General features: G+C 69.1%; 16 protein-coding genes and 1 pseudogene. 9 read left to right on the top strand and 8 right to left on the bottom strand.

The window, feature by feature from the left end; all coding sequences use genetic code 11:
- Positions 1–375: 375 nt before the first annotated feature.
- Positions 376–1017, bottom strand: a complete 642-nt coding sequence (locus ACYVO6_RS40900) for a DNA-3-methyladenine glycosylase (protein ID WP_461070531.1) — start codon at positions 1015–1017, stop codon at positions 376–378.
- Between the two features lie 173 nt (positions 1018–1190).
- On the opposite strand from ACYVO6_RS40900, the gene ACYVO6_RS40895 reads away from it, so the two are divergent.
- The 3 genes from ACYVO6_RS40895 (at position 1191) to ACYVO6_RS40885 (ending at position 3218) form a co-directional block, all read left to right on the top strand.
- Positions 1191–1976 carry a sporulation protein gene (locus ACYVO6_RS40895; RefSeq protein ID WP_461070529.1) on the top strand — a complete coding sequence of 262 codons (786 nt, stop codon included), beginning with the start codon at positions 1191–1193 and terminating at the stop codon, positions 1974–1976.
- 50 nt (positions 1977–2026) lie between these two features.
- Positions 2027–2566: a YbhB/YbcL family Raf kinase inhibitor-like protein gene (locus ACYVO6_RS40890; protein ID WP_461070527.1), complete on the top strand. Its 540-nt coding sequence runs from the start codon at positions 2027–2029 to the stop codon at positions 2564–2566.
- Between the two features lie 145 nt (positions 2567–2711).
- A complete protein-coding gene (locus ACYVO6_RS40885) occupies positions 2712–3218 on the top strand; it encodes an HNH endonuclease (protein ID WP_033317755.1) in 507 nt (168 codons plus the stop codon).
- A 61-nt stretch (positions 3219–3279) separates the two neighbouring features.
- Here ACYVO6_RS40885 and ACYVO6_RS40880 read toward each other — a convergent pair whose 3' ends face one another.
- From ACYVO6_RS40880 to ACYVO6_RS40870, 3 genes and pseudogenes are all read right to left on the bottom strand, one after another.
- Positions 3280–4215: an SPFH domain-containing protein gene (locus ACYVO6_RS40880; RefSeq protein ID WP_033317756.1), complete on the bottom strand. Its 936-nt coding sequence runs from the start codon at positions 4213–4215 to the stop codon at positions 3280–3282.
- A 131-nt stretch (positions 4216–4346) separates the two neighbouring features.
- Positions 4347–4778, bottom strand: a complete 432-nt coding sequence (locus ACYVO6_RS40875) for an NfeD family protein (protein ID WP_461070524.1) — start codon at positions 4776–4778, stop codon at positions 4347–4349.
- A gap of 339 nt (positions 4779–5117) precedes the next feature.
- A pseudogene (locus tag ACYVO6_RS40870) lies at positions 5118–5642 on the bottom strand (ABC transporter ATP-binding protein); the annotation flags it as partial.
- 121 nt (positions 5643–5763) lie between these two features.
- Between ACYVO6_RS40870 and ACYVO6_RS40865 the strand changes: the two are divergent.
- Positions 5764–6543 (top strand): hypothetical protein, encoded by a 780-nt coding sequence (locus ACYVO6_RS40865; RefSeq protein WP_461070522.1) that lies wholly within the window; start codon positions 5764–5766, stop codon positions 6541–6543.
- A gap of 188 nt (positions 6544–6731) precedes the next feature.
- Here the strand turns inward: ACYVO6_RS40865 and ACYVO6_RS40860 are convergent, their stop codons facing one another.
- The 3 genes from ACYVO6_RS40860 to ACYVO6_RS40850 form a co-directional block, all read right to left on the bottom strand.
- The gene (locus tag ACYVO6_RS40860; RefSeq protein ID WP_461070520.1) at positions 6732–6974 is read right to left on the bottom strand and encodes a chaplin; all 243 of its coding nucleotides are present in this window, start codon (positions 6972–6974) and stop codon (positions 6732–6734) included.
- A 182-nt stretch (positions 6975–7156) separates the two neighbouring features.
- Positions 7157–7798 carry a response regulator gene (locus ACYVO6_RS40855; RefSeq protein ID WP_033317760.1) on the bottom strand — a complete coding sequence of 214 codons (642 nt, stop codon included), beginning with the start codon at positions 7796–7798 and terminating at the stop codon, positions 7157–7159.
- The gene (locus ACYVO6_RS40850; RefSeq protein ID WP_461070517.1) at positions 7791–8969 is read right to left on the bottom strand and encodes a GAF domain-containing sensor histidine kinase; all 1179 of its coding nucleotides are present in this window, start codon (positions 8967–8969) and stop codon (positions 7791–7793) included. The genes ACYVO6_RS40855 and ACYVO6_RS40850 overlap by 8 nt, the downstream gene beginning before the upstream one ends.
- Positions 8970–9171: 202 nt before the next feature.
- On the opposite strand from ACYVO6_RS40850, the gene ACYVO6_RS40845 reads away from it, so the two are divergent.
- From ACYVO6_RS40845 to ACYVO6_RS40835, 3 genes are all read left to right on the top strand, one after another.
- A complete protein-coding gene (locus tag ACYVO6_RS40845) occupies positions 9172–9870 on the top strand; it encodes an SDR family NAD(P)-dependent oxidoreductase (RefSeq protein ID WP_461070515.1) in 699 nt (232 codons plus the stop codon).
- Positions 9871–9973: 103 nt separating this feature from the next.
- On the top strand, positions 9974–11089 hold the full coding sequence (locus tag ACYVO6_RS40840; protein WP_461070513.1) for an S-adenosylmethionine:tRNA ribosyltransferase-isomerase: 1116 nt from the start codon (positions 9974–9976) through the stop codon (positions 11087–11089).
- A 298-nt stretch (positions 11090–11387) separates the two neighbouring features.
- Positions 11388–12188, top strand: a complete 801-nt coding sequence (locus ACYVO6_RS40835) for a transglycosylase SLT domain-containing protein (RefSeq protein WP_461070511.1) — start codon at positions 11388–11390, stop codon at positions 12186–12188.
- Positions 12189–12287: 99 nt separating this feature from the next.
- On the opposite strand, the gene ACYVO6_RS40830 is transcribed toward ACYVO6_RS40835, so the two are convergent.
- Positions 12288–14816, bottom strand: coding sequence for an ABC transporter ATP-binding protein/permease (locus ACYVO6_RS40830; protein WP_461070533.1), 2529 nt, complete (start codon positions 14814–14816; stop codon positions 12288–12290).
- A 243-nt stretch (positions 14817–15059) separates the two neighbouring features.
- Between ACYVO6_RS40830 and ACYVO6_RS40825 the strand changes: the two genes are divergently transcribed.
- Both ACYVO6_RS40825 and serB read left to right on the top strand, forming a co-directional pair.
- Entirely contained in the window at positions 15060–16841 is a 1782-nt protein-coding gene (locus ACYVO6_RS40825; protein ID WP_461070509.1) for a streptophobe family protein, read from the top strand.
- A gap of 149 nt (positions 16842–16990) precedes the next feature.
- Positions 16991–18196, top strand: a complete 1206-nt coding sequence (gene serB, locus ACYVO6_RS40820; RefSeq protein WP_461070507.1) for a phosphoserine phosphatase SerB — start codon at positions 16991–16993, stop codon at positions 18194–18196.
- The last annotated feature ends 182 nt before the right edge of the window (positions 18197–18378 follow it).

Raw genomic sequence — 18378 nt, 5'->3', positions numbered from 1 at the left:
TTTGGCACGCTGTTGAGTTCTCAAGGAACGGACGCTTCCTTCGTACTCACCCTCACGGGCTTTCCTCCGGGCTTCCCTTCGGTCTTGCGTTTCCGACTCTACCAGACCCTTTCAGGCCCGATTCCCAGTCGGAGGGGATTTGCCATTAGGCTCCAAGGTCTCCCTTGCGGCCTTTCGACATTCACTACGTTAACCGATCCTCCCCGGCAACTCATAATCGAGTCCCGCGAGTTCGAATTACGGCACGCAGGCGTGCCGAACTCACCCTCGCTGAGAGGAAGTCGTAGGCAGTGGGTTGGCCGCTTCCGGCTGCTGGCTGAACGCCGTACCCGGTTCAAGCGGCTCGGGCTACATTACGGATCGCCCACGGACCCGTCAAGTTCGGCGACGACGGGGCGTATGGGCCCGGTAAGGGCTCACCGTCGGGTCGTCGGCGATCCAGAAGCGCCAGGGGTGGACGCCTCCGTCGCCGGCCACACCAGTGCGTGGACCGTTGCGCACCTGGTCGGGGCGTATGGGTATGCCGGTGAGGAGGGCCAGGGGGGAGCCCTCGGGGGCGCAGGCGTCCGTGCCGTCGAGGGCTCTGTCGACGTCCAGGGCCGTGGCCAGGCGGGCGGGGCCTCTGGCCAGTTCCTTGTCGTATCGGGCCGAAAATCGACGTTTGCGGGCGAGTTCTACACCCTCGGTGATCTCCCCGGCGCGGAGCAGGACCGCGCTTGCCCTGCCCTCCGGGCCGCACACCAGGTTCATGCAGTGCCACATGCCATAGGTGAAGTAGACGTACACATGACCGGGCGGGCCGAACATCACGTCGTTGCGGGCGGTGCGACCGCGATACGCGTGGGAGCCGGGGTCGTTCGGGCCGTCGTAGGCCTCGACCTCTGTGAGGCGGAGCGCGATCGGTCCGTCCGGGGTGGTGCGCACAAGGATGCGTCCCAGGAGGTCGGGGGCGACGTCCAGGACAGGGCGGTCGAAGAACTCCCGGGGCAGGGGCGTACGGTCAGGGGCCGCGATCATGGCGTACGAGCGTAGTGGAAACGTGTGACGCTGAGCGGGGTGGCCAGGGAACTGCTGTCTTGCCAGGGTGGGGCTTGCCAGGGTGAAAGGGCGCGGAACCGGACACGGTCGGATCGCGTGTGTAGGGATCAAGGAACCGGACAGAGACAGGCGTTGCCTGAGGAGGAAAAGACATGGGGTTCAAGCGGCTGCTTGCGAGCCTGGGGGCCGGTGGGGCTTCGGTCGAGACGGTACTGACCGAGGTGAATGTCGTTCCCGGCGGCGTCGTTCAGGGTGAGGTGCGGATCCAGGGCGGGTCCGTGAAGCAGGAGATCGAGGGGCTTTCCGTCGGGCTACAGGCCCGGGTCGAGGTGGAGGGGCACGACGACCAGGAGCTCAAGCAGAACATGGAGTTCACGAAGATGCGGCTCGGCGGTGCCTTCGAGCTGCAGGCGAACGCGGTGCACGCGGTGCCGTTCGGGCTGGAGATCCCGTGGGAGACGCCGATCACGACCATCGACGGTCAGCCGTTGCGCGGGATGAACATCGGTGTGACCACGGAGCTCGAGATCGCGCGTGCCGTGGACTCCGGTGACCTGGACCCGATCAATGTGCATCCGCTGCCGGCGCAGCAGGCGATTCTGGGCGCCTTCATTCAGCTGGGCTTCCGCTTCAAGAGCGCGGACATGGAGCGTGGTCACATCCGGGGTACGCGGCAGAAGCTGCCGTTCTACCAGGAGATCGAGTTCTTCCCGCCGCAGCAGTACCGCGGTCTCAACCAGGTCGAGTTGAGCTTCGTCGCGGATGAGCGCGAGATGGATGTGGTCCTGGAGATGGACAAGAAGCCGGGTCTGTTCAGTGAGAGCAGCGACACGTTCCGGTCGTTCAAGGTGGGGCTGAACGACTTCCAGGGGACCGACTGGGCGGCGTACCTCAACCAGTGGCTGTCCGAGGTCGGTAGCCGCCGTAACTGGTTCTAGGCTCGGGGACGAAAGACTCCACTGAGCAGAACCGATCAGGAGGTGCCGAGGTGACCGAGTCCAAGAGGCCGCCGCTTCCCCATGACTTCCATCCGACCGTGCCGTCTTTCACGGTGGCGAGCGAGGACGTCGAGCCGGGCGCGGTGCTGAAGGACGCTCAGGTCTACGCGGCCGGGAACACCTCGCCGCAACTGCGCTGGGAAGGCTTCCCGCCGGAGACCAAGAGCTTCGCCGTGACATGCTTCGACCCCGATGCCCCTACGGGGAGCGGGTTCTGGCACTGGGTCGTGTTCGACATCCCGGTCTCGGTCACCGAGCTGTCGGCGGGTGCGGGCAGCGGCAAGTTCGAGGGGTTGCCGGACGGAGCGGTCCAGGCGCGCAACGACTACGGGACGAAGGACTTCGGCGGTGCCGCGCCACCGCCCGGAGACCCGGCGCACCGTTACGTGTTCACCGTGTACGCGGTGGATCAGGAGAAGCTCGGTCCTGACGCGGACGCCACCCCGGCTTTCGTGGGCTTCAACTTGCGTTTCCATACGCTGGCGAGGGCACAGCTCATCGCCGAGTACGCGGCGCCCGCGGAGAGTTGAGCGTTCACTGAACGTTTGCCCGCCTCTGGTCTTGGAATTGATCAGAGGCGGGCATTTTTTATTGCGTTGTCCATCTCGGCGTGCCCGGCCAGAGTTGATCCAAGCCCGCCAGGAGGTGGGCCGGTGCACAGAGGAGGTGGGCTGGATGCGGGACACGCTGGTGCTGAACGCGAGCTTCGAGCCGCTGTCGACGGTGACGTTGAATCGAGCCGTCGTTCTGGTGCTGCAGGACAAGGCTGTCGTCGAGCAGGCCCACCCCGAACTGCGTATGCGCGGAGCGGTGGTCGACATACCGGCGCCTCGGGTGATCAGACTGTGCCGCTATGTGAGGGTGCCCTTTCGAAGACAAGCTCCTTGGTCGAGGCGGGGTGTTCTGGTGCGTGACCGGCACAGGTGCGCGTACTGCGGCAGGCGGGCGACGACCGTGGACCATGTGGTGCCGCGGGCGCAGGGCGGTACGGACTCCTGGCTGAATACGGTGGCCTCGTGTGCGGAGGACAACCACCGCAAGGCGAACCGGACTCCGGAGCAGGCGGGTATGCCGCTGCTGCGGGAGCCGTTCGAGCCGACGCCTGCGGACGCGATGCTGCTGGCGCTGGGCCGGGACGAGTTCGACGCGTTGCCGGAGTGGCTGGCCCAGCCGGCCGCATAAGCCGTACGTGACTGGGGCCCGCCTCCCGAGGGAGGCGGGCCCCAGTCACGTACGGACGACGTCAGTCGGTGACGGACGGCTTCTCGCGGCGCTCTGTACCTGAGCCGCCCGAATTGCCGCCCATCGGGCCGAAGTTGCCCATGGCGCCGCTCAGGCCCTTGAGGGCGTCGCCGATCTCGCTGGGGACGATCCAGAGCTTGTTGGCGTCGCCTTCGGCGATCTTCGGGAGCATCTGGAGGTACTGGTAGGCAAGGAGCTTCTGGTCCGCGTCTCCGGCGTGGATGGACTCGAAGACCGTACGGATCGCCTGGGCCTCGCCCTCGGCGCGCAGTGCGGCGGCCCTGGCTTCACCTTCGGCGCGCAGGATCGCGGACTGCTTCTCACCCTCGGCGGTGAGGATCTGCGACTGGCGGATACCTTCGGCGGTGAGGATCGCGGCGCGCTTGTCGCGGTCGGCGCGCATCTGCTTCTCCATCGAGTCCTGGATGGAGGTGGGCGGCTCGATGGCCTTGAGCTCAACGCGGTTGACGCGGATGCCCCACTTGCCGGTGGCCTCGTCGAGGACGCCGCGCAGGGCCGCGTTGATCTCCTCGCGGGAGGTCAGGGTCCGCTCCAGGTCCATGCCACCGATGATGTTGCGGAGCGTGGTGACGGTGAGCTGCTCGATGGCCTGGATGTAGCTGGCGACTTCGTACGTCGCCGCGCGGGCGTCGGTGACCTGGTAGTAGATGACCGTGTCGATGTTCACGACCAGGTTGTCCTGGGTGATCACCGGCTGGGGCGGGAAGGGGACGACCTGCTCGCGGAGGTCGATGCGGTTGCGGATCGAGTCGATGAAGGGGACGACGATGTTCAGTCCCGCGTTGAGGGTCCGCGTATAGCGGCCGAAGCGCTCGACGATGGCGGCGCTGGCCTGTGGGATGACTTGGATGGTTTTGATCAGCGCGATGAAGACCAACACCACCAGAATGATCAGGACGATGATGATCGGTTCCATCGTGGCTCCCCGTACCCTTCTCCGCCTCGGCGTTCCGGAAGATCTTGTGGTTGTCGAAGATCTTGCTGGACGAGTGTGTCAGACCACAACTCTCCACGTGCAGCGTTCCGGCCATGCAACTCCGCGTGATGTCACATGACGATCGCCGTGGCACCTTCGATGTCCACGACATCGACCTCCTGGCCGACTTCGTAGGCCCGGCCTGTGTCGAGGGCACGCGCGGACCAGACTTCTCCGCCGAGCTTGACCCGCCCTCCGGAGCTGTCCACCCGCTCCAGGACGACGGCCTGTTTGCCCTTCAACGCGTCTATGCCCGTGGCGAGTTGGGGTATCTGGGCGCGATGTCGGGCCGCGATGGGGCGTACGACGGCGATGAGCGCGACCGAGACCGCGACGAAGACCAGGACTTGGATGACCACACCGCCCCCGAGTCCCGCGGTCAGGGCGCCCGCCACAGCGCCGACGGCGAGCATTCCGAACTCCGGCATCGCGGTCACCACGAGCGGGATTCCGAGCCCGGCCGCCGCGATCAGCCACCACACCCATGCGTCGATGTCGTCCACATGGTCATGGTAGGTCCGCAGGTCGGGTCGCCGACAGGGCGCCGATCAACTTGGCACAGGCGTTCGAGCTCGTCAGGACAGGGGTAGACCCTGGGCCGTCCAGCGGTCGCCGACCTGCTCGACGACGAGCGGGAGGCCGAAGCACAACGACAGGTTGCGGGACGTGAGTTCGAGTTCCAGCGGGCCCGCGGCGAGCACCTTGCCCTGGCGGATCATCAGGACGTGGGTGAAGCCCGGTGCGATCTCCTCGACATGGTGGGTGACCATGATCATCGAGGGGGCGATCGGGTCGCGGGCGAGACGGCCAAGGCGGCGTACGAGATCCTCGCGACCCCCGAGGTCGAGGCCCGCGGCGGGCTCGTCGAGGAGCAACAGTTCGGGGTCGGTCATCAGGGCGCGGGCGATCATGGTGCGCTTGCGCTCGCCCTCGGAGAGCGTGCCGAACTTGCGGTCGAGGTAGTCGCTCATGCCGAGGCGGTCGAGGAAGGCGCGGGCGCGCTGCTCGTCGATGTCCTCGTAGTCCTCGTGCCAGCCGGCCGTCATCCCGTACGCGGCGGTCAGCACGGTCTGCAGGACCGTCTGGCGCTTGGGGAGCTTCTCCGCCATGGCGATGCCGGCCATGCCGATGCGGGGGCGCAGTTCGAAGACGTCGACCTTGCCGAGGGCGTCACCGAGGATGGTGGCGGTGCCCTTGCTGGGGAAGAGGTAGCTGGACGCGACGTTCAGAAGGGTCGTTTTTCCAGCACCGTTGGGACCGAGAATGACCCAGCGCTCCCCCTCTTTGACCGACCAGGAGACCTGGTCCACCAGAGCCCGGCCCTCCCGGACCACGGATACGTCCTCCAGCTCCAGAACATCGCTCATGAGCGCGCTGTCTCCCATTGCAGTCTCGGCCGTCGCTTACGTCTGTGGACGCAGCCCCCAGGGAAAACCTACGCCACCGGCCCACCGCACCATTCCATCGGCCGGTCCTTAGGGTGGGGGCATGCTCTCGGAACCACGCTCAGGACGGCTGGCCGCATGGGGAAATGCCCTGTTGGCCGGGTTTGTTTCGCCGGACGACGCGGTCCTCGCCATCGTCGGTGAGGACGCCGTGCACCGGGTCGAGGGGCTACCCGGCGAGACAGGGCCCGTCGGGCTCACGCTCGCGCTGGGGCGGCTGCGCGGGCTCGGGGTGACCGGTCTTCGGGTCGCGCTGCCCGCGCCGGGGCATCCGCTCGGGCTGAGCGGACCGCCGGAGTTCAACGCGCGGGCCCTGGAGGCCGAGGAGGCGGTCGTCTGCCATGGCGCCGCGCTGGGCCTGGTGCCCGAGGTGTTCGAGGCCGGTCCTGAAGGCGACGTACATGTGGAGGTCGTCTGGCACTGTCTGGCGGTGCGCGAGGCGCCGCCCGCCGATGTGCCGTACCTCGGCGAGGCCGAGCGGGAGCTCGCGGAGGCGCTGCGCGACGCCACCGACATGCTGTCGCGGCTCGATGTGGCCGGTTCGGGGCCGGTCGCGGAGGCGGCGATCGATGCGTACCGGGCGCGGGCCGAGCGCGGTGGGGAGGTGTTGGCTCCCGGCTATCCGCCGCGTGCGGTACGGGTGTTGGAGCTGGCCCAGCGCGTCGGGCTGCTCATCTCGGTGGCGTACGAGAACGGCCACGGCGGAGCGGTGAGCGCCTCGGAGATGGCGGCGCGCTCCGAGGCCCTGCGGCCGGTCGAGCGCACGGCGAGGCGGGCGCAGGTGGCGGCGTACAACGCGTTCGTGGAGGAACGCGAGCGGTAGCGCTCCGCTGGGGGTGCGGTTTGAAGCTGCGGGTTCGTTGTGGCTTGTCGCGCAGTTCCCCGCGCCCCTAAAGGAGCGCTGGTTGCGCCCACACGGCAAGCAGTACGGGGGGCTGGAACAAGAGGCGTGCGGACCGGCCCCCCAGAGGCACCTGGGAGGCCGGTGGTCACTGCTGACCCGGGAGTGTGTCAGCCGTTGAAGCCCTCGTTGGCGAACGCCGGGTTCAGGATGCCGACGACGTTCGCGGTGTTGCCGACCACGTTCGCGTCGACGTCGACCGGGGCCTGGACGAGGTTGCCCGAGGCGATGCCCGGCGAGCCCACGGCCTGGCCGGAAGCGTGCGCATCGGTGGCGGACGCGAAGCCGGCACCGGCGGCAACCAGGCCACCGGCCATCATCGTGACGGCTGCGGCCTTCTTCAGGTTCTTCACTTTTCTCAAGCCCTCCTTGTGATCACTGCGGCAGGCGCCGCAGCACGCACTGGAGAACGGCTCAGAGCCGCGGAGGATGCGCCATCCGGGTGACATTCCCACGACGGTATGAATCTCAGCCCGGAACGGAACCCTCCATATTGTCGTCAGGGAGGCGTCAAGTAAGCGTGCCGGAGCGGGGATCAGCCGGTCACGCCGTGGCGTACGGCCCACAGGGCGGCCTGGGTGCGGTCGGCGAGGTCGAGTTTCATCAGGATGTTCGAGACGTGCGTCTTGACCGTCTTCTCGGAGAGGACGAGGGCGCGGGCTATCTCGCGGTTGGAGCGGCCGTCGGCGATCAGGCCGAGCACCTCCCGCTCCCGCTCGGTGAGTGAACCGCCTCTCCCCTGGCCGAGGTTGGAGTCCTCCTGGGACAGCAGCGCGTCGGCCACCTCGGGTTGCAGAAGTATGTGTCCCGCGTGGACGGAGCGGATGGCTCCGGCCAGGGCGTCGGGGTCCACGTCCTTGTAGACGTATCCGGCGGCGCCCGCGCGCAGGGCCGGGACGACCGTGCGCTGCTCGGTGAAGCTGGTGACGATGAGCACGCGCGCGGGGTTGTCGAGTTCGCGCAGCTTGCGCAGGGCCGCGACACCGTCCATGCCCGGCATCTTGACGTCCATGAGGACGATGTCGGGCTTCAACTCCTCGGCCCGGGCCACGCCTTCGGCGCCGTCGGACGCCTCTCCCACGACCTCGATGTCGTCCTGTATCTCCAAGAAGGTGCGCAGCCCGCGGCGGACCACTTGGTGGTCGTCGACGAGCAGCACCTTGATTGCGTCAGCCACCGGGGACCTCCATCTCGATCGTGGTGCCTTTTCCGGGCGCCGATTCCACGGTCAGCCGGCCGCCGACTCCGCTCGCCCTGTCGTGCATGGACACCAACCCCAGGTGGCGTCCCGCGCGTCGTATCGCCTTGGGGTCGAAGCCGCTGCCGTCGTCGGTGACGCGCAGGACCGCTCCCGGGCCGCACTTGTCGAGGGTGACGTCGACGTGGGCCGCTCCGGAGTGCCGCAGCGCGTTGTGCAGGGCCTCCTGGGCGACGCGCAGCATGGCCTCCTCCTGGGCGGAGGGCAGGGCGCGTACGCCTCGGCCGGTGAAGGTCACGCGGGCGGAGTGAGCGCGGTCGAGGACCTGGATCTGGGTGCGCAGCGTGGCCACCAGGCCGTCCTCGTCGAGGGCCGCGGGGCGCAACTCGATGACGGCGGCGCGCAGTTCGTCGGCGGCCTCGGCGGCGAGCGCGGCCACCTGCTGGAGTTCGCCCTTGGCGCGGACCGGGTCGCGGTCGACCAGAGCGGTCGCGGCCTGGGCGGTCAGGCGCAGGGAGAACAGCTTCTGGCTGACGGCGTCGTGCAGTTCGTGCGCGAGGCGGGAGCGCTCCTCGGCGATGGTGAGCTCGCGGCTGCGCTCGTACAGGCGGGCGTTGGTCAGCGCGATCGCGGCGTGCTGGGCGAGGATCGACAGGAGTTCCTCGTCCTCCTCTGTGAAGCCGCAACCGCCCTCCGGCTTCGGGCTCGGGGGGTGTGGGGGGTGTCCCCCCACAGGGCACAGCTTGTTGGCCAAGAAAAGAATGCCGATGACCTCGTCTCCGTCGCGGATGGGCAGGCCCAGGAAGTCGGCGAGCTCCGGGTGAGCGCTCGGCCAGCCCTCGAAGCGGGGGTCATTGCGCACGTCGGCGAGGCGCTCGGGCCGGGCCTCGTGGAGCATCGAGGCGAGGATGCCGTGCTGGCGCGGCAGCGGGCCGATGGCCTTCCACTGGGCGTCGCTGACGCCGTCCACCACGAACTGGGCGAAGCCGCCGTGGTCGTCGGGGACTCCCAGCGCCGCGTACTCGGCGTCGAGCAGCTCGCGGGCCGAGGCGACGATCGTCTTGAGGACGTCGCGCACCTCGAGATGCCTGCTCATGGCCAGCAGCGCGGAACTCACCGCGGCCAGGCCCGACCGGGGTCCTTGACTCATGACCTCAACGTACCCGCCGGGTGTGACAGCCCGTATCGGACCTGTGGCCGCCCCTGCGTAGGCCGGTGGGCCTAGGGCAAAGGGCCCCGCCGCTTTGCGGCCCGCGGACGAGGCGTCATGGGGTGCCGTGTTCCTAGGTTGAAGTCACTGCCGATCGCGGCAGCCACACCCGATGAACGTGAGGGACGAGGGGACGGATGTCATGCCGGTAGCGATCATCACGGGGGCTTCGAAGGGGCTGGGGCGGGCGCTCGCCGAAGCCCTGGCGGAGCGCGGCTGGGAGCTGGTGCTCGACGCCAGGACGGCGGGGGTACTCCAGGAGACGGCCGCGGCGCTCGGCAAGCACGGGGCACGGGTGGAGGCGCTGCCCGGGGACGTCACGGACGCGGCGCACCGTACGGCGCTGGTGGCGGCGGCGCGGCAGCTCGGTGGCCTCGATCTGCTGGTGAACAACGCGAGCGCGCTCGGCGCCGAACCGCTCGTACGGCTGGAGGACCTGGCGCTGGACGGGCTGAGGCGGGCGTTGGAGGTCAACGTGGTCGCGGCGCTCGGCCTCATCCAGGAGGCGCTGCCGCTGCTCCGGGCCTCGGCGGCCGGCACGGTCATCGACATCAGCTCGGACGCGGCGGCCGAGGCGTACGAGACGTGGGGCGGCTACGGGGCGTCCAAGGCCGCCCTTGACCATGTCTCGGCGATGCTCGCCGAGGAGGAGCCTGGGCTCCGGGTCTGGGCGGTCGACCCGGGCGACATGAGTACGGATCTGTACGCGGCAGCCGTGCCGGACGACGAGGATCCGCGGCCGGCGCCGGCGAGCGTCGTCCCGGCGTTTCTGCGGCTGCTCGATGACCGGCCGGCCAGTGGTCGCTATGCGGCACCTGCGCTTCTGGAGGTGACCCGGTGACCGGCATCACCACCGGCGGACGGTCCGGCGCGGAAGCGTCGAGAAGTTCAGCCGAGCGGCCGGTGAGCAATCGCTGTGGGACGTCTTCATTGCTGGGAGCGCGATGACGACCGCTGTGCAGGTTCCGGAGGAGTTGTTGGCCCGGGTGCCGGTCGAGCAGCGAGGGGTCGGGCTCGATCGGGACGGAGTGCGGTTGCTTGTCTCACGCGGGGCTCAGGAGGTGTCCCATCACGCGTTCGTGGAGCTGCCGAGGTTGTTGCGGGCCGGGGATCTGCTGGTCGTGAACACCTCGTCGACCCTGGCGGCGGCAGTGGACGGCCGGCTCGGGCACGCGCGCGTGGTGGTGCATTTCTCCACGCGGGGCGAGAACGGGCGGTGGGCCGTTGAGCTGCGGGATCCCGACGGAACGGGCACCACGCGCGCGCGTGCGGGAGGGCCCGCGGGTGCAGAGGTGCGCCTCCCCGAAGGCGTACGGCTCGTCCTGGAGGAGCCCCTCACCACGCGGAGCCCCCGGCTGTGGTGGGCGCGGGTGTCGGAACCGGACGTCCCGGGGTTGCTGCGGCGGCATGGGAGACCCATTCGGTACTCGTACACGGAACGGGACCAGCCTCTGTCGGTGTACCAGACGGTGTTCGCGCTGCCGTCCGCGGACGGTGCGGGCAGCGCGGAGATGCCGAGTGCCGCGCGGCCCTTCACGCCGCGTCTGGTGGCGGAGCTGGTGAGCCGGGGCGTGCAGTTCGCCCCGATCACGCTGCACACCGGAGTCGCGTCGCCGGAGGCGCACGAGCCGCCGTATCCGGAGCGTTTCGCGGTGCCCGAAGCGTCGGCGCGGCTGATCAACGCGGCGAGGGCAGGGGACTACAGGGTCCTCGCGGTCGGTACGACCGCCGTGCGGGCCGTGGAGTCCGCGGCCGACCCCGACGGGGTGGTACGGGCGGCGGAGGGCTGGACCGATCTCGTGGTGACCCCGGAACGCGGGGTACGGGTGGTCGACGGGCTCCTCACCGGGCTGCACGAACCGGAGGCCTCGCATCTGCTGATGCTGGAGGCGATCGCGGGACCGGCGGCGATCCGGCGCAGCTACGACGAGGCCTTGCGCGGCCGCTACCTGTGGCACGAGTTCGGCGACATGCATCTGGTCCTGCCGTCCGAGAAGTCCGAGAGGGCTGAGTGGTCTGCGAATCCTCACACTGAGCATTGCGTCAGCAACTGCTGGTGAGACTGGTGCGTGCTCGATGTGAGCCCGCACATAGGACGCACATCACGTACGAAGGCCGCTAGGAGGTATAAACACCCCATATGAGCGGGGCAGACGTGCCGATCTGCCCCGTTTTGCCCTTTAGGGGTCCACTACCCGGGGTCGTACGTCACACCTTTGCCACAGGATTTTGCGGCCGCTAAGAATGGCTCCCGTCGCTCGACGCCGCGGGTTTTTGCCCGCGGCGTTGTGCCGGAACCAGCAATGTCCCCTCCGGCCCGAGAGCGACCTCCGCGCTATTCGAAGAGGTCCTTCAGTCATGCCCAAGTACACCGACGGTTCCGGCCATCGCCCCACCCTCGCCAAGCTGACCGAGCTCACCGAGCAGACCAGGACGAAGCTGACCCACACCGGGCAGAAGCTGAACACCACCAGGCAGAAGCTGTCCAAGAAGCACCAGCTCGGGGTCGCCGGTGTCGCCGGTCTCGGTGCCGCGGCCCTCGCGTTCTCCCTCGTACCGGGCGGCAGCTCCCAGTCGAGCACCACCGAGTCCGTCTCCGCCACCTCGGTGGCCTTCAGCTCCGAGCAGGTCGAGGATGTGAAGGGCGGCGTCGAGAAGCAGCTGAACGACGCCCTCACGCAGGCCACGACCGCCGCGAAGAAGGTCGCTGAGGACGCCAAGAAGAAGGCCGCCGCGGAAGCCGCGAAGCAGAAGGCCGAGCAGGAGCGCAAGGCGAAGGAGGCCGCGAGCCGGTCCGCCCAGCGCGCCAAGGCCAAGCCGGTCGCCGCGAAGACCTACGCCAACAACCTCGACGGCTGGATCCGCGAGTCGCTCGACGTCATGAAGAAGCACGGCATCCCGGGCTCGTACGACGGCATCAAGCGCAACATCCTGCGCGAGTCCTCGGGTAACCCGAACGCCATCAACAACTGGGACATCAACGCCATCAACGGCATCCCCTCGAAGGGCCTGCTGCAGGTGATCCCGCCGACCTTCCAGACGTACCACGTCCCGGGCACGTCCTCGAACATCTACGACCCGGTCGCCAACATCACCGCCGCCTGCAACTACGCGGCCGACCGGTACGGCTCCATGGACAACGTCAACAGCGCGTACTGAGTCCCATGCGGACCTCTGGTTTCAGCACAGACGGCGAGGCGCGGCATCCCGGCGGGTGCCGCGCCTCGTTCGTGCACGGGAGTCGTCCCCGCACGGGAGTTACTTGCGCATGACCTCGGGCTCATGGCGGCGCAGGAAGCGGGCCACGAAGAAGCCGCAGATGATGCCTAGGACGATCAGCGCGGCCATGTCCATGCCCCAGGCCGAGGCCGTGTGCTCCCACAGCGGGTCCGTGTTGCCCGGGTCGTCCGTGTTCGGGCTGATCCGGTTGAAGTCCAGCGTGGTACCGGCGGCGGCGACCGCCCAGCGCGACGGCATCAGATACGAGAACTCGTTGACGCCGAGCGTGCCGTGCAGGATGAACAGGCAGCCGGTGAACACGACCTGGACGATCGCGAACATCACCAGCAACGGCATCGTCTTCTCGGAGGTCTTCACCAGCGAGGAGATGACCAGGCCGAACATCATCGAGGAGAAGCCGAGCGCCATGATCGGAATGGAGAGCTCGAGCATCACAGCAAGCTTGCCGGTGCCGAAGATCAGGGCCTCGTCGGGGATCGTCCGGCTGGAGAAGCCGATCGCGCCGACCATGGCGCCCTGCAGCACCGTGATCACACCGAGGACGATCACCTTGGACATCAGGTACGCGGAGCGCGACAGGCCGGTCGCCCGCTCCCGCTCGTAGATGACCCGTTCCTTGATCAGCTCGCGGACGGAGTTGGCGGCGCCCGCGAAGCACGCGCCGACCGCGAGGATCAGCAGGACGGTGGTGGCCGTGCCGTTCGGGATGATTCTGCCGGTCTTCGGGTTCTCGTTGACCAGCAGGGTCTTGTCCGGGTCGATGAGCAGGCTCACCGCGCCGAGCACCGCCGGCAGGATCACCGTCAGCGCCAGGAAGCCCTTGTCGGACGCGATCACCGACACATAGCGGCGGATCAGGGTGAACAACTGTGAGCCCCAGCCCTGGGGCTTCGGTGGACGCATCGACTGGGCGGGCGGCATCTGCGTCGACTGCGCGGCGACGGCGTCGATGTCCGCTGCGTACATCTGGTAGTGCTGCGAGCCCTTCCAGCGGCCCGCCCAGTCGTAGTCGCGGTAGTTCTCGAAGGCGGAGAAGACATCGGCCCAGGTGTCGTAGCCGAAGAAGTTCAGGGCTTCCTCGGGCGGGCCGAAGTAGGCCACCGAACCGCCGGGCGCCATGACCAGAAGCTTGTCGCAGATCGCCAGTTCGGCCACGGAGTGCGTGACCACCAGGACCGTACGGCCGTCGTCGGCGAGGCCGCGCAGCAGTTGCATGACGTCGCGGTCCATGCCCGGGTCGAGGCCGGAGGTCGGCTCGTCCAGGAAGATCAGCGAGGGCTTGGTGAGCAGCTCCAGGGCCACGGAGACACGCTTGCGCTGGCCGCCGGAGAGGGAGGTGACCTTCTTCTCCTTGTGGATGTCCAGCTTGAGCTCGCGCAGCACCTCGTCGATACGGGCCTCGCGCTCGGCGCCCGTGGTGTCCGCGGGAAAGCGCAGCTTGGCCGCGTACTTGAGGGCCTTCTTGACGGTCAGCTCCTTGTGCAGGATGTCGTCCTGCGGGACCAGACCGATGCGCTGGCGCAGCTCGGCGAACTGCTTGTAGAGGTTCCGGTTGTCGTAGAGGACGTCGCCCTGGTTGGCGGGGCGGTAGCCCGTGAGCGCCTTCAGGAGCGTCGACTTGCCGGAGCCGGACGGGCCGATGACCGCGATGAGCGACTTCTCCGGTACGCCGAAGGAGACGTCCTTGAGGATCTGCTTGCCGCCGTCGACCGTCACCGTCAGATGGCGGGCCGAGAAGGAGATCTCACCGGTGTCGACGAACTCCTCGAGTCGGTCGCCGACCAGGCGGAACGTCGAGTGGCCGACGCCGACGATGTCGTTCGGGCCGAGCAGTGCGGAGCCGCCCTTGGCGATCGGCATGCCGTTGACGTACGTGCCGTTGTGCGAGCCGAGGTCTCGGATCTCGTAGCGGCCGTCGGGCGTCGCGTGGAACTCGGCGTGGTGGCGGGAGACTTGCAGGTCGGAGACGACCAGCTCGTTCTCCAGCGCACGGCCGATGCGCATCACCCGGCCGAGGGCCAGCTGGTGGAACGTGGTGGGGCTGCGGTCGCCGTAGACCGGCGGCGCCCCCGCGCCACCACCGGGGACCTTCTGGGCCGGTCCCTGTTGCGGGACCTGCGGCGGCTGCTGCCAGCCCTGCTGCGGGGACTGCTGTTGCGGCGGCGCCTGCTGGGCCGCCCAGCCGGCCGCTCCCGCACCCTGCGCGGCGTACGGCTGCTGCTGGGGCTGCGCCTGCGGTGCGGCCGAGGCCGCACCGGCGCCCGAGACGTTCACGCGCGGGCCGTCGGTCGCATTGCCGAGGTGCACGGACGAGCCCGGGCCGATCTCCAGCTGGTGGATCCGCTGGCCCTGCACGAAGGTGCCGTTGGTGCTGCCGTGGTCCTCTATGACCCAACTGCGGCCGTTGAAGCTGATCGTGGCGTGACGCCAGGACACCCTGGCGTCGTCGAGCACGATGTCTCCCTGCGGATCGCGTCCGAGGGCGTATGGCCTGGACGCATCGAGCGTCCAGGTCCGTCCATTCAATTCCAGTACGAGTTCCGGCACTCCATGCCCCACGTGAGTTGTCCCCCGAGTTACCCCCATCACAGGGAGTCTAGGGATGTCGAACATCGGGGGGAACTATTTCAGGACGACCCCTCTGACCGAAAGTCGGGCCCTATGAAGACCGCGTACGGGCGGCTTGTCCGTTTCCGTTGATTGTGTTCAAACCGCCCCGGAGAGTGGTAATCCCACGCGAGGGGGACATCCACGGTGGAGACGTCGCGGCGCGGAGTCGGGGGGCTGACGATGAGCTACGAGACCGCGAGGGACGGCAGGCGACTGCCGGTGGGCGATGTGCTGTTGTCCGCGATCGCCGCTGTGAGCTGGGCGTTGATCGGGATGGCGGGCGTGGCCGCGTTGGGGCTGCATCTGCTGGAGGCGGACGCTTCGGGCTCGCTCGGGACGATGACTGCGGCTGTGGTGGCGCTTGGGTCGGGTGGTTCGGTGACGCCGTCCGGCGATGTGTCGGCCTTCGGCCTTGAGGGCGCCGAGGCGGAGACCGCCCTACAGATCACGCCACTGGGAGTGAGCCTTGTGGGTGCGCTTCTGCTGGCCTGGTTCTTCCTACGCTCCTTGCGCTCGGCGGGAGTTGTCATCTCACCCGGTGAACTCGCCGCGCGCGCGGGCGCGGTCGTGGTGCTCTTCGTGGCGATGCTCGGCGGGCTCGCCTGGGCGGGTCACGACGTGATCACGATTGACGGCGGTTCGCTCGGACTCGACGAGTTGCCGGGCGGCGGGCTGCCGGACGACGTCGAGGTGCCCGGGCTCGGTGACATCGGCGGACTGCTGCCCGACCGGCTCGGTGACCTCGCGGACGCGAACGCGGAGGTCGGTTTCACCGTCGACACCGTGCCGACGCTGCTCGGCGGTGCGGGGTGGGTGCTCGGCGTTCTGCTGATCGCGCTGCTGGCCTCACGCCGTACGCCGCTGCCGCGCGGCTGGGAGGCCGTGCACCGGCTGGTACGGCCGGCCGCGTCCGCGCTGGTCACGGTGTTGCTCGTGGCGGTCCTCGCCGGGCTCGCGGCGGCGGCGTACGCGGCGATCGGCGACGACCATCCGAAGCGGATCGCGGGCGCGGCACTGCTCGGGGCGCCCAACGGGGTGTGGCTGGGCGTCCCGATCGGGCTCTTCGTGCCGTGGGACGGCTCGGCCTCGGGCGGGCTCGTCCAGTTCCTGCCCGCCCCGCTGGACGAGCTGCTGAGCCTGTCCTCCGACCAGCCCGTCACGCTCGGGCGACTGGCCGAACTGGACGGCCGGGTCTGGCTGTTGGGGGTCGCGACCGCACTGATGATGCTGTACGCGGGCGTGCTGACCGCGGTGCGTACGCCGTTCGTACGCGAGCGGGGGGCCGCCCTCGGTTTCGCGGGGCGCTGTGCGCTGCGGCTGGGGATCGTGACGGCGCTCGCGCTGCCGCTGCTGGCCTGGCTGACGGAGGTGTCCGTGGACGCCTCGCTGTCCGTCCTCGGCGTCGACGCGTTCGACGCCGGCATCGAGCTGCACGGGCAGCTGGGTATGGCACTGCTGCTCGGCGCCTTGTGGGGCGCGGGTGCGGGAGCGGCCGGAGCGCTGCTCGCGTACGCCAGCGGGGCCGCCGGACGGCGCGCGGCACCGCTGGCATGGGGGAACCTCGACGGGCCGCCGGGGCCGACGGAGCCGACCGGGCCGGACGCGACGGTCGCACCGCCGTACGCGGACGTCCCCGAACAGCCGGGCCCCTACAGCCCCGCCCCCTCGTACCGCCCGTCGAACCCCGACACCAACCCGTATCTGCACCTCCCGGACGGCTTACGGAAGCCCGAGGACGGACGGCGGCCTCCCGGTGCCCGGCCCCCCAGCCCCCAGCGTCCCGGTGCCCAGCCCCCCGAGAAGGAGCGCCCTCCCGATGTGTACGGCGCTCCTACGGTTGCGGGCCCCTACACCCCACCCCCCGCCCCGAAGCCGCGCCCCAAGCGCGGGCCGTCCCAGGACGGGCCCCCTCCGCCGCCGGAGGAACCGCCGCCTCCGCCCAGGCCTCGCGGCCGGCCGTGAGGGAAGGGCTTCGGCACACGTCAGTGAGGGACTTGTGGGCGTCATGGGTCGGGAAGGGCGAGGTCACCGAGATGACACCGACTGTTTCCCGTCCGCTGGTCGGACCGTAGAAGCAGGGCGCACTGCGTGCCGGTTACTGTGGGAAAACCATGAGCGCTTCGCAGACCACCGACGCCCCCACTCTCCTCGTCAAGATCTTCGGCAAGGACCGACCCGGTATCACCGCCGGGCTCTTCGACACCCTCGCCGCCTACTCGGTCGACGTGGTCGACATCGAGCAGGTCGTCACCCGTGGCCGGATCGTGCTGTGCGCGCTCGTGACCCAGCCGCCGGCCGGCCTCGAAGGCGGACTGCGGGCCACGGTGCACAGCTGGGCGGAGTCCCTGAAGCTCCAGGCCGAGATCATCTCCGGTCGCGGCGACAACCGGCCGCGCGGCCACGGCCGGTCGCTCATCACCGTGCTCGGGCACCCGCTGACCGCGCAGTCGACCGCCGCGATAGCCGCCCGGATCACCTCGACCGGCGGCAACATCGACCGTATCTTCCGGCTCGCCAAGTACCCCGTGACCGCGGTCGAGTTCGCCGTGTCCGGTACGGAGCCCGAGGATCTGCGGACCGCCCTGGTGACTGAGGCCGCGGCCCTCGGTGTCGATGTCGCGGTCGTCGCGGCGGGGCTGCACCGGCGCGCTCAGCGCCTGGTCGTCATGGACGTCGACTCGACGCTGATCCAGGACGAGGTGATCGAGCTCTTCGCCGCCCACGCCGGCTGCGAGGACGAGGTTGCCGAGGTGACGGCGGCGGCGATGCGGGGCGAGCTGGACTTCGAGCAGTCACTGCACGCGCGCGTGGCGCTCCTCGAAGGGCTCGACGCCTCCGTGGTGGACAAGGTGCGCAGCGAGGTGCGGCTGACGCCGGGGGCGCGCACGCTGATCCGTACGCTGAAGCGGCTCGGCTACCAAGTGGGCGTTGTCTCGGGCGGGTTCACGCAGGTGACGGACGACCTCAAGGAGCGGCTCGGGCTCGACTTCGCCCAGGCCAACACGCTGGAGATCGTCGACGGGAAGCTGACCGGCAAGGTCACCGGCGAGATCGTGGACCGCGCGGGCAAGGCGCGGCTGCTGCGCCGGTTCGCCGCCGAGGCGGGCGTACCGCTGGCCCAGACCGTGGCGATCGGTGACGGCGCGAACGACCTCGACATGCTGAACGCGGCCGGTCTCGGCGTCGCCTTCAACGCCAAGCCGGTCGTCCGCGAGGCCGCGCACACCGCCGTGAACTTCCCCTTCCTCGACACCGTCCTGTACCTGCTCGGCGTCACCCGCGAAGAGGTCGAGGCGGCGGACATGCACGTGGATTGAGCGAGGGCGCTCCGCTGGGTTAGGCGGTTTTAAGCTGCGGGTTCGTTGTGACTGGTCGCGCCCACGCGGCGGAGCCGCAAATCGATACAGCCCCGCGCCCCTAAGTGCCTGTCCGCGAACTGATCATTTCGGGGCTGTGCGCGCGTGGGCGCGGGCGAGTCTGCGCCGCATGAGGATGGTCA

The sequence above is a fragment of the Streptomyces pseudoechinosporeus genome, from assembly GCF_054783935.1.
The sequence above is the reverse complement of the archived record's forward strand: the minus strand, read 5'-3'. Positions and strand labels throughout refer to the sequence as shown.